This is a genomic window from Streptomyces sp. M2CJ-2 (assembly GCF_016757295.1).
GTDB lineage: Bacteria > Actinomycetota > Actinomycetes > Streptomycetales > Streptomycetaceae > Streptomyces.
Genome location: NZ_JAESIF010000006.1, coordinates 13,750 through 25,269, shown reverse-complemented (window position 1 = coordinate 25,269; position 11,520 = coordinate 13,750). Strand labels below are relative to the sequence as shown.

The 11,520-nt window shown below is 72.2% G+C and carries 9 protein-coding genes; 2 read left to right on the top strand and 7 right to left on the bottom strand.

All coding sequences use genetic code 11. The features are described from left to right. Positions 1–49 precede the first annotated feature (49 nt). The gene (locus JL475_RS07770) at positions 50–244 is read left to right on the top strand and encodes a DUF1918 domain-containing protein (protein WP_109380432.1); all 195 of its coding nucleotides are present in this window, start codon (positions 50–52) and stop codon (positions 242–244) included. Between the two features lie 21 nt (positions 245–265). On the opposite strand, the gene JL475_RS07765 is transcribed toward JL475_RS07770, so the two are convergent. Then, positions 266–1,525: a glycoside hydrolase family 10 protein gene (locus tag JL475_RS07765; RefSeq protein ID WP_202276697.1), complete on the bottom strand. Its 1,260-nt coding sequence runs from the start codon at positions 1,523–1,525 to the stop codon at positions 266–268. A 424-nt stretch (positions 1,526–1,949) separates the two neighbouring features. Here JL475_RS07765 and JL475_RS07760 point away from each other — a divergent pair, with 424 nt between their 5' ends. Continuing rightward, entirely contained in the window at positions 1,950–2,810 is an 861-nt protein-coding gene (locus JL475_RS07760) for a 3-hydroxybutyryl-CoA dehydrogenase (RefSeq protein WP_109380433.1), read from the top strand. A 49-nt stretch (positions 2,811–2,859) separates the two neighbouring features. Here JL475_RS07760 and JL475_RS07755 read toward each other — a convergent pair whose 3' ends face one another. From JL475_RS07755 to JL475_RS07730, 6 genes are all read right to left on the bottom strand, one after another. Beyond that, entirely contained in the window at positions 2,860–3,405 is a 546-nt protein-coding gene (locus JL475_RS07755) for an NUDIX hydrolase (protein WP_202276696.1), read from the bottom strand. Between the two features lie 181 nt (positions 3,406–3,586). Continuing rightward, positions 3,587–4,927, bottom strand: coding sequence for a transcriptional regulator (locus tag JL475_RS07750; protein WP_202276695.1), 1,341 nt, complete (start codon positions 4,925–4,927; stop codon positions 3,587–3,589). A 271-nt stretch (positions 4,928–5,198) separates the two neighbouring features. Next, on the bottom strand, positions 5,199–6,248 hold the full coding sequence (locus JL475_RS07745; protein ID WP_202276694.1) for a PP2C family protein-serine/threonine phosphatase: 1,050 nt from the start codon (positions 6,246–6,248) through the stop codon (positions 5,199–5,201). A 239-nt stretch (positions 6,249–6,487) separates the two neighbouring features. After that, positions 6,488–9,034, bottom strand: coding sequence for a phenylalanine--tRNA ligase subunit beta (pheT, locus tag JL475_RS07740; RefSeq protein ID WP_202276693.1), 2,547 nt, complete (start codon positions 9,032–9,034; stop codon positions 6,488–6,490). After that, positions 9,034–10,155 carry a phenylalanine--tRNA ligase subunit alpha gene (gene pheS, locus JL475_RS07735; protein ID WP_202276692.1) on the bottom strand — a complete coding sequence of 374 codons (1,122 nt, stop codon included), beginning with the start codon at positions 10,153–10,155 and terminating at the stop codon, positions 9,034–9,036. Before pheS ends, pheT begins: the two co-directional genes overlap by 1 nt. Positions 10,156–10,331: 176 nt before the next feature. After that, positions 10,332–11,477, bottom strand: coding sequence for an ATP-binding protein (locus JL475_RS07730; RefSeq protein WP_202276691.1), 1,146 nt, complete (start codon positions 11,475–11,477; stop codon positions 10,332–10,334). Positions 11,478–11,520: the final 43 nt, after the last annotated feature.

The following is an 11,520-nucleotide window of genomic DNA, read 5'->3' as shown; positions in this document are numbered from 1 at the left end:
AGACTCGGAGCCACGGACCGCTGCTCCCGCACTTGGTGAGGAGACCCCTATGCGCGCAACCGTGGGCGACCAACTTGTCCAGCACGGCAGGGTGGTCGGTCAGCACGACAAGGTGGCCGAGATCGTCGAAGTGATGGGCCAGAAGGGCGATCCGCCCTACCGGGTCCGCTTCGAGGACGGGCACGAGGCCGTGTGCTCACCCGGCCCCGATTCCGAAATCCGGCACAAGAACCGTCAGCGATAGCCCGGCGACCGCCGGGGTGGATCAGCGTGGAGGTGGCGCCGGCCGCCCGTAGTGGTCGGCGACCACCCTCGCCATCGCGCCGACCGGATCGGTGCTCAGTTCCCGGGCGGCGAAGAAGACGTGCCCGCGCACCTGCGGGTGATCCTCGGCGAGCGTGAGGTGCCGGGAGAGTTCGGCCGGGTCCTGCCAGGGGGCGGGCTGCGCCGGGTCGCCTGCCTTGTAGAGCGCCTCGCCCGCGTACAGCTGTGTCCCGGAGCCCTCCACCACCGCGGACCACCAGGCCAGCAGCTTCGCGTAGTCGGCGGCGGCGAGGCCGATGTTCCAGTAGAGCTGCGGACAGATGTAGTCGATCCAGTTCTCCCGCGACCACCTGCGGGTGTCGGCGTGCAGGTCGTCGTAGGTCTGCACGCCGGCCCGGGTGTCCGAGCCGAGCGCGTCGGCGGCGGCGTTGCGCCACACTCCGAAGGGGCTGATGCCGAAGCGGGTGCCGGGCCGGACCTCCCGGACGCGGGCCGCCGTCTCGCGCACCAGCCGGTCGATGTTGTCCCGCCGCCAGGCCGCCCGGTCGGGGAAGGCGCCGCCGTGGATGTCGTAGGCGGTGTCGTCGTCGAAGGTCTGCCCCGCCACGGGGTACGGGTAGAAGTAGTCGTCGAAGTGGACCGCGTCGACGGGATACCGGCGCACCGCGTCGAGCATCGCGTCCACGACGAAGGCGCGGACCTCGGGCAGCCCGGGGTTGTAGTAGAGCTTCCTGTCGTACGGGACCACCCAGTCGGGGTTCCGGCGGGCCGGGTGCGTGGCGGCGAGCCGGGCGGGGTCGGTGTGCGGGGCGACCCGGTACGGGTTGAACCAGGCGTGCAGTTCCAGGCCGCGGGCGTGGGCCTCGGTGACGGCGGTGCCCAGCGGGTCCCAGCCGGGATGCGTGCCCTGGGTGCCGGTGAGGTAAGCGGACCAGGGTTCGTACGGGGACGGCCACAGGGCGTCGGCCGTGGGCCGCACCTGGAGGATCACGGTGTTGAGCCGGTTGCGGACAGCGGTGTCGAGGTGGGCGATCAGCTCGGCCCGCTGCCGGTCGGCGCTCAGTGCCGGACGCGACGGCCAGTCCCGGTTGGCCACGGTCGCCAGCCACACGCCCCGCATCTCCCCCGACGCCGCTCCCCGGCCCCCCGCCGCACCCGAGGGACCGGGCCCCGGCCGGGCCCGGCCGGCCGGGGCGGCCGTCATCATCGTCACGGCCGACAGCGTCACCGTCGCGAACACCCTGCGTGACATGCGTCTCATCGCACGCCTCCCGACATCCCGTCGAGCCGTCCGGTCCCGCGGCCCGTTTCACGCTCAGGATGCCCACCCCTGCGATCGATCATCGATACTTCGGGGTAACGTGCACGAACGGAGCAGGCCCGGAACAGTGCCGGGCCTGCTCCAGCCCCAAGGAGTAGCGAAAGGGACGATTTAAACCCTCCCCCGGCTGAAGCGGGGGATTCCTGACTCAAGCTGCTCATTCGCTCGGCGAGCGAGCAAGTCTGACGCTCTCAGCACCAGCCGGGACGGAACCTGCCCGGTTGTCCGTTTAGACAAAGGAGTTGCGCGTGCTTGGTTCTCGCGACGCACACCGGCCACCCTACCCAACCATGTGGGCGATCTCTCATACTTGGGGCAAGACTCCTCCCTCGGCTGCGGCCGTGGCCGCCTTCGGAGGTTCCCGGTGACCGACATCGAACGCGTCGGAGTGGTGGGCTGCGGTCAGATGGGCGCGGGAATCGCCGAGGTGTGCGCTCGCGCCGGACTGCACGTGATGGTCGCGGAGACCACCGGCGAGGCCCTGGAGATCGGCCGTACCCGGCTGTACAACTCCCTCACGAAGGCGGCCGAGCGCGGCAAGATCACGGCGGAGGAGCTGGAGGCCGCCCAGGCCCGGCTGAGCTTCACCACGGACCTCGGCGAGTTCGCCGACCGCGACCTGGTGATCGAGGCCGTCGTCGAGAACGAGCAGGTCAAGACGGAGATCTTCCAGGTACTCGACCAGGTGGTGACCCGGCCGGACGCGATCCTGGCCTCCAACACCTCCTCCATCCCGCTGGTGAAGCTGGCGGTCGCCACCTCGCGGCCCGACCACGTCATCGGCATCCACTTCTTCAACCCGGCCCCCGTGCAGCAGTTGGTCGAGCTGATCCCGGCGCTCACCACCTCCGAGGGCACGATCAGCCGGGCGCAGATCTTCACCGAGAAGGTGCTGGGCAAGCACGCGATCCACGCCCAGGACCGTTCCGGGTTCGTGGTGAACGCGCTGCTGATCCCGTATCTGCTCTCCGCGATCCGGATGTTCGAGTCGGGCATCGCCAGCCGTGAGGACATCGACAACGGCATGGAGATGGGCTGTGCCCACCCGATGGGCCCGCTGAAGCTGTCCGACCTGATCGGTCTGGACACGGTGGCCTCGGTCGCGCACTCGATGTACGAGGAGTACAAGGAGCCGCTGTACGCCGCTCCCCCGCTGCTCCAGCGCATGGTCGACGCGGGCCGCCTGGGCCGCAAGAGCGGCTCCGGCTTCTACAGCTACGGCTGAGGGACGCTTCGTGGGCCCGGCGCCCCGAGGGGGTGCCGGGCCGTCGGCGTCAGGGCCTGCCGTCCTGGCCGAGCCGGAGATGGTGCAGCAGCAGTAACGCGGCCGCCATGTTGGCGGCCGGGACCTCGCCGCGGGCGACCAGGTCGGGGACCACCTTCAGCGGCACCCACTCCCGGCGGTCCGACTCGAAGTCGTCCACCGGGTGTCCGACGTACTCGCCCTCGTCGGCCCAGTAGATGTGGTGCCGGGCGTCGGTGAGCCCGTTGGACGGCTCCACGCTCATGAGGTGGTGCAGGGGCCCGGGCCGCCAGCCGGTCTCCTCCTCCAGTTCCCGGGCCGCCGCCCTGACGACGTCCTCGCCGTCCTCGACCACACCGGCCGCGAGCTCCCACCCCCAGCTGTCGGTGATGAAGCGGTGGCGCCACAGGAGGAGGACCTCGTTGGCCTCGTTCACCACCGTGGCCACGGCGACGGGCCGCAGCCGGATGAGGAAGTGGTCGAGATGCCGACCGTCCGGTAGTTCGACATCCGCGAGATTGACGCTGAACCAGCGGTTCGAGTACACAATGTGTTCGTTCTGCTTCGTCCACTGCACGGTTATGCCACCTTCCGCTGAGTAAGGGGCAATATCGCAGCAGCAGTGGTCCGGCAGCAGGCGCACAGGAGGCCGCCCGCGACGCAGCGGACGGCGCGACGCGGGCGCACTCCGCGGCCACCTGCGGCGGGCCACCCGGGCCACCGTGCGCGCCGACGAGCCACCGGGCACGCGCGGCGGGCTACAGCGGTACACGCAGGGCACCGTCGATGAGTTCGGCCGCCTCACCGGTGCCGGCGCAGCCGTTGCGCACCAGGTGCTCGCGCACGGCGCGCAGTCTGTCGCGCAGCCGCTGCGACTCCATTCCACGGGCCTGCTCGGCCATCTGCACCGCGATGGCGACCGCTTTGTCGGCGTTGCCCTGCCGTAGTTCGATGGTGCTCAGCATGGCGAGCCGGTGCACCCGTCCCCGGTCGTGCGCGGGGTTGTCGACGGCGGCGGCCGCGTGCTCGCCCGCCGCGGCCAGCTCGCCGAGGCTGAGCAGCGCCTCCGCCACCTGCACGTTGACCAGGCCGGGTTGGACATAGCCGGTCTCGTCGGGTTCGTGGCCGCGCCGGATGCGCTCGGCGGCCTGCTCGGCGCGGCGGATGCAGGACAGTGCGCTCGTGCCGTCGCCGAGGTGTGCGTACGCCTTCGCCTGCATCGCGTACAGGTCGGAGGCGAGGGCGGGGGTGATGTGCTTGCCCGCGGCGCGCAGCGCGGCCTCCGCGAAGGCGACGGCCTGCCGGTGCTCCCGCATGAACAGCGACTGGTTGACCAGAAGCGCGATCACGTACGCGCCAAGTCCGCGGTCCCCGCTGGCTTTTGCCAGCCGGAGCGCCTGATGGAAGTAACGCTGGGCGAGCCCGTGCGCGTCGGAGTCGTACGCGCAGATCCCCGCGACCGCCACCAACCCGCCTGTGGCCCGGTGGAGTTGACGGCCGGTGGAGTCGGTGTAGCCGCCGCGCAGCAGCGGGGCGGCCTCGGTGTCGAGGAAGCCGACGATGCGGGCGCGGGTCGCGACACCGCCGGCCTTGCGGTACATCTGCTCGTAGTGGGAGCGGGCGGAGCGCAGCATGTCCAGGTCGCCCGGCGTGACCCGGTGCCGGCCACCGCGTGAGACGTCCACGTCCTCGGGCGGGTTCTCCCACTCCCAGACGGGCATCACGGCGGGGGTGCCGGTGACCGCGGGCGCGCCCCGTATGTGCGGGCGCCGCTGCTGGTCGGAGCGCCACAGCGCGGTGGCCCGCTCGACGAAGCCGGAGAGCGAACCGGGGTGCGGGGCGAACGGTCCGCCGGGGACACCGAGACCGATGTCGTCGAGGGTGACCTGGCGGCGCAGCCGGACGGCCAGGACCTCGCAGATCAGGTCGGGCACCTGGCCGCGGGGCCGCTGCCCCTTCAACCAGCGCGCCACGGCGGTGTGTTCGTACCTGAGTGACAGTCCGCGTGCCCGGCCGGCCTGGTTGACGTGCGCGGCCAGACCGGCGTGCGAGATGCCGGCCTCGTCCAGGACCGCGTCGAGCAGAGTGTTGGGCTGCATGAGGTCCCCCGCAGGATCGGTGTCGACAGAGTAGTGGCCGGGCGTTCACACGGGGTGTGAACGGAGTGCCCGAATCCGCGGTGTGCGCGCGCTGTCGCGGAGAGTTTCCGGGCGGTTGACTGAGGTGCCTCGAAAGAGGCCGGCCGGGCCGCCGGCTCCCCCTCGTACAGTGCGGCGGCCCGTATCCGCGCCGTCCGCCCAGCTGCCTGCCCGACACTCCGCGGCGGGGCGGACGGCCCCGCCGGCCGTCCGCGCACGGCGGGGACGCGCACTATGCGGGGAACTGCTGGTGGCTCGCCGCATGCGGGTCCGTCGTGATCGACCACGGGGATTCCGGCACGATCGAGGGGGCGCGCGGAGAGGGGCGCTCGTTCCTGAGGACCATGAGGGCGATGTCGTCCTGGGGCGAGCCGCCGGTGTGGCGGGTCAGCGCCGTGAGGACCGCGCGCAGGACCGCCTGCGGTGTGCGCGGTGCCTCGCGCGCGGCCGCGGCAAGCACCTCCGGCAGCGGGAAGAAGCGGCCGTCGGCGTCCCGTGCGTCCTCAGCTCCGTCCGTGTGCAGGACGAGCATGTCACCGGGCAGCAGTCGTCCGCAGGGGACGGTGGGGAGCTCGGCGGGCAGCGGGAACGGGCCCAGCGGCGGGTGCGGATCGGCGCGGGCGAGCGGTTCGGCCCGTGCGCCGCTCAGCAGATGGGGCCAGGGATGTCCGCAGTTGAGCGCCCGGACCTGCCCGTCCGGGAGGATCTCGAGGAGCAGTACGGTGACGAACTCCTCGGCGACCTGATGGCCGTCGGCGGCGCCGGCGGCTGCCGGAAGCTGCTCGGCGCGGGCCCGCTCCCGCAGGTGCCGGTCCATCGCCCGCTCCAGCCTGCGCAGCACTCCGGCCAGGTCGGGTTCGTCGTACGCGGCCGCGCGGAAGCCGCCGAGGACGGCGGTGACGGTGGGGACGGCACCGAGCCCGTGCCCACGGACGTCGCCGATGACCGCCCGTACGCCGTACTCGGTGGCGACCGCCTCATACAGATCGCCGCCGAGCCGGGCACCCCGGTCGGCGGAGAGCTGGATGGCGGCGACCGTCAGTCCGCCGACGCGCGGCGGCGGCCGCAGCCTCCGCTGCGCGGTGCGGGCGAACGTGCGGGTCCGCCGCAGCTCCCGCAGCAGGCTCTGCCCGACGTGCAGCGCCAGTCCGGTGCCGACGGCGCTCAGGGCGGTGGGTGGCAGTCCGCGTGCGAGCGCCCGGCGCAGCGGGCAGCGGTCGGGATTCCATGAGGTGGTCCTGGGCCGCCCCGTGCGGGGTGCTCCAGCCTTGAAGCGGATCATGCCGATGGCCCCCCATCGTGGCCCAGACAGCGCAGACCGGCCTCGGAGAGGCCGGTCTGATTCTTTCGACCACACGGTCCGATCCGGATGTATCGCCCGAAAAGTCACCCGAACGAGTGAGGTGACTGTCGGTAACAGATGCGTGAGAGACCTATGTGACCTCAGGGGCGCACGGGAACACGAGCACCCCACGAGAGCCCGAGGACCGGCCCCGAAGGGCCGGTCCTCAGGAGGAGCCACTAGCCGCGAAGGACCGCCCCGGTGCGCTCACCCGCGAGGGCGACCGCCGTCTCCCGGGCCGCGGACGCCTCGTCGACCGTCAGCGTCCGGTCGGATGCTCGGAACCGCAGCGCGTACGCCAGGGACTTGCGTCCCTCACCCAGCTGCTCGGCGTTCTCGTACACGTCGAACAGGCGGATGGACTCCAGCAGTTCACCGGCGCCCTCGCGCAGTGCCGCCTCGACGTCCGACGCCGGCACGAACGCGTCGACGACCAGCGCGACGTCCTGCGTGGCGACCGGGAAGGTGGAGATGCCCGGCGCCTGCGGGGTCTCCTCGCCGGCCTGCTCCAGGACGTCCAGGTCGAGCTCCATCGCGCAGCTGCGCGCGGGCAGGCCCAGGGTCTTCAGCACACCCGGGTGCAGCTCTCCGGCGTGCCCGATCACCCGCTCGGTGCCGTCGACGACGACCACCAGCTCGGCGCAGCGGCCCGGGTGCCACGGGCCGTACTGGCCCTTGCGCACGACGAGTTCGGCGCCCGCCTCGGCGGCGACGGTGCGGGCGGCCTCGATCGCGTCGGCCCAGTCGGCCGGGCGGCCCGCGCCCCACCAGCCGGCCTGCTCGCGGGCGCCGGCGAGGACCGCGGCCACGTGCCGCGGCTGGTCCGGCAGTGCCGCGTCGAGGCCGGCCAGCTCCTCGTCGGTGGGCCGCCGGTCCACCGGCAGCCGGACGGCGGTCCGCTGCTCCTCGCGCGGGAAGAAGACCAGGCCGGTCTCGAACAGGGCCAGGTCGTGCGAGCCGCGTCCGTCGTTGCGCCGCAGCGCGCCGAGCAGGCCGGGCAGCAGCGAGGTCCGCAGCGCGGGCTCCTCGTCGCTGAGCGGGTTGGTCAGCTTCACCACGCGGCGGGCCGGGTCGTCGGCGTCCAGGCCGAGCTGGTCGAAGACCTGCTCGGCGATGAACGGGTAGTTCGGCGCCTCGACGTATCCGGCGCCGGCCAGGGCCCGGCCGATCCGGCGGTGCAGCCGCTGCCGGGAGGTCAGCCCGCGGCCGGCGGGCGGCCTGGGCAGCGTGGCGGGCAGGTTCTCGTAGCCCTCGAGCCGGATGACCTCCTCGGCCAGGTCGTTCGGGTCGGTCAGGTCGGGCCGCCAGGACGGCACCGTGACGACCAGCTCGTCCTGGCCGTGGACGTCGCAGCCGACCTGCTGCAGGCGGCGTACGACGGTCTCGCGGCCGTAGGCGACGCCCGCGACCTTGTCCGGGTGGTCGGCCGGGATGGTGATGGTGTGCGGCGCGGTCGGGGCGACGACCTCGGTGACACCGGCCTCGGCGGTACCGCCGGCGAGCAGCACCAGCAGGTCGACCGTGCGCTGCGCGGCAGCTGCGGCGGCCTGCGGGTCGACTCCCCGCTCGAAGCGCCGGGACGCCTCGGAGGACAGCTTGTGCCGGCGGGCCGTGCGCGCGATCGACACCGCGTCGAAGTGCGCGGCCTCGATCACCACGTCGGCCGTGGCGTGCTCGACGGTGGGGGTCCCCCCGGTCGAGTCTGTCCGAGACTGGGGGAGGTCGGCGATCTCCGTGTTGGCGCCGCCCATGACGCCGGCGAGCCCGATCGGGCCGCGCTCGTCGGTGATCACCAGGTCCTCGGCGTCGAGGGTGCGCTGCACTCCGTCGAGGGTGGTGAGCTTCTCGCCCGGCTCGGCCCGGCGGACGCCGATGGTGCCCTGGACCAGGGTGCGGTCGTAGGCGTGCAGCGGCTGGCCGAGCTCCAGCATCACGTAGTTGGTGATGTCCACGGTGAGGGAGACCGGGCGCATGCCGGCCTTCTGCAGCCGGCGCCGGAGCCAGATCGGGGAGCGCGCGTCGGGGCTCAGGCCGGTCACCGTACGGGCGGTGAAGCGGTCGCAGCCGGCCGGGTCGGAGACCTTCACCGGGTAGCCGAAGGCGTTCGGTCCGGGCACGTCGAGCAGCGCCGGGTCGCGCAGCGGCAGACCGTAGGCGGTGGCGGTCTCGCGGGCCACGCCGCGCATCGACAGGCAGTAGCCGCGGTCCGGGGTGACGGCGATGTCGAGGACCTCGTCGACCAGCTCCAGCAGCTCGATCGCGTCCTTGCCGACCTCGGTCTCCGGCGGCAGCACGATGATGCCCTTGCTGCCGTCGTCGCCCATGCCCAGCTCGTCGCTGGAGCAGATCATGCCGTGCGAGACCTTGCCGTAGGTCTTGCGGGCGGCGATCGCGAAACCGCCGGGGAGCGTGGCCCCGGGCAGGACCACGACGACCTTGTCGCCGGCCGCGAAGTTGCGGGCGCCGCAGACGATCTCCTGGGGCTCACCGGTGCCGTTGGCCCGGCCGACGTCGACGGTGCAGAAGCGGATCGGCTTCTTGAAGCCCTCCAGCTCCTCGATGGTCAGTACCTGGCCGACGACCAGGGGACCCTTGAGGTCGGCTCCGAGGTGTTCGACCGTCTCGACCTCGAGGCCGGCCGAAATGAGTTTGGCCTGGACGTCGCGGCCGGTCTCCGTTGCCGGCAGGTCGACGTACTCCCGCAGCCAAGAAAGCGGGACCCGCATCAGATCTCCATCCCGAACGGCCGGGTGAACCGGACGTCACCCTCGACCATGTCTCGCATGTCCTCGACGTTGTGGCGGAACATCAGCATCCGCTCGATGCCGAACCCGAAGGCGAATCCGCTGTACTTCTCGGGGTCGACGCCGCAGGCGGTGAGCACCCGCGGGTTGACCATGCCGCAGCCGCCGAGTTCGATCCAGCCCTCGGAGGAGCAGGTGCGGCAGGGGCGGTCGGGGTTGCCGACGGATTCGCCCTTGCAGACGTAGCAGAGCATGTCCATCTCGGCGCTCGGCTCGGTGAACGGGAAGAAGTTCGGCCGCAGCCGGGTCTTCATGCTCTCGCCGAACAGCGACTGCACCATGTGGTCCAGGGTGCCCTTGAGGTCCGCCATGGTCAGGCCCTCGTCGACGGCGAGCAGCTCCACCTGGTGGAAGACGGGGGTGTGGGTCGCGTCCAGCTCGTCGGTGCGGTAGACGCGGCCGGGGCAGATCACGTAGACCGGCAGCTCGCGGTCGAGCAGGGTGCGGGCCTGCACGGGCGAGGTGTGGGTGCGCAGCACGACGCCGGATTCGGTGCCGCCCTGCGGGCCCTGCACGAAGAAGGTGTCGTGCTCGCCGCGGGCCGGGTGGTCCGGGCCGATGTTCAGGGCGTCGAAGTTGAACCACTCGGCCTCGACCTGCGGGCCCTCGGCGACCTCGTAGCCCATGGCCACGAAGATGTCCTCGATGCGCTCGGACAGCGTGGTCAGCGGGTGCCGGGCGCCGGCCGGTACGCGGTCGTGGGGCAGTGTGACGTCCACTGCCTCCTCCACCAGTACGCGCGCGTCGCGCTCGGCCTCGAGCTCGGCCTGGCGGCCGGCGAGGGCCTTGTTCACGGCACCGCGCGCCTGGCCCACGCGCTTGCCCGCGTCGGCCTTGGCGTGCGGGGGCAGGGCGCCGATCTCGCGGTTGGCGAGGGCCAGCGGGGAGGCGGCGCCGGTGTGGGCGACCTTGGCCTCGTGGAGCGCGTCGAGGGAGTCCGCGGCGGCGAAGGCGGCGAGCGCCTCGTCCCGCATGCGCTCGATCTCTTCCGGTTTCAACGCCTCGACCTCGACTGGGTCGTACGACTTATTGGGTGCCGACATCTCTTCCCGTACTTCCGTTTGTCCCCCAGCTACCGCTGGGAGGTGCCCCCTGGCTGATGGTCCCCGTCACCGGCTCGTGGACGAAGCGTCTCCGTCTGCGGGACACAATGGTGGCCAGAGGCCGAGTCTAACGGGGTGAGGGCGGGCGAATGCGTCCGTGGGGCCCTGGGTGCGCTCTAGGTGAGATACGCCGGGGCCGCCACGGGCAACGTAAATCGGAGCTCCGCGCCGCCGCCGCGGGCACGGCCGACGGTGATGGTGCCGCCGTGGGCCTCGACGATGCCCTTCACGATGTAAAGCCCGAGGCCGGTGCCGCCGCGCTTGCTGCCCCGCCAGAAGCGGGTGAATACGCGGTTCATGGACTCCTCCGGGATACCGGGACCCTCGTCGCTCACGGTGACCGACGTGGCCGCGTGCTCGCCGTTCTCCCGGTCTCGGGGGGACGCCGAGGGCGTGATGTCGATGGTGACGGTTCCCTCGCCGTGGCGCACGGCATTTTCCAGCAGGTTGCTGAGCACCTGGTCGACCTTGTCGGGGTCGGCCCACAGGGCGGGCAGGGGGTGCTGGATCCGCAGCAGGAACCGGTCGGCGGGCTGTCCGGCGGCGACGTACGCCTGGATGTGCCGTCCGACGGCCGTGCCGATGTCGACGGGCTGGCGGCGCACCTCGAGGCGCCCGGAGTCGATGCGGGAGATGTCGAGGAGTTCGGCGATGAGCCGGGTGACGCGGTCGGCGTCGGCGTCGACGGTCTCCAGCATCAGCTGTTTCTGCTCGTCGGTGAAGCGCTCCCACTTCGCGAGCAGGGTGGCGGTGAATCCCTTGACGGAGGTGAGCGGGGAGCGCAGTTCGTGGGCGACGATGGCGATCAGCTCGGCGTGGCTGCGTTCGGTGCGGCGCCGGGCCTCGGTGTCGCGCAGGGACACCACGACCCGGTGGACCGGGCCGGTGGGGCGGGTGCGGACGTAGCGTGCCGAGACGAGGACCTCCCGGCCGCCGGGCAGCAGCAGATTGCGCTCGGGCTGGCTCACCCGGATGGCGAGGCCGCCGTAGGGGTCGGTGAGCTGCCACCAGCGCCGGCCCTCCAGGTCCTCCAACGGCAGGGCCGCGTCGAGGCGTTGCCCGAGGGCCTGCTCGGCGGGGACGGCGGTGATCCGGGCGGCCGCCGCGTTGAAGCAGATCACCCTGCCGTGCTCGTCGGCGACGACGAGTCCGTCGGGCAGCTGGTCGGGATCGATGCCGAGCTCGGCGGGGCCGGCGGACCGGGGTGCGGGCGGGCGCGCCGCTTCCGGTGCTCCCGGTGCGCTGCTCGTGCCGACGGTCATCCCCGTACCCCACCTCTCAGAACTCCCTCGGGGTGCCCCGTGC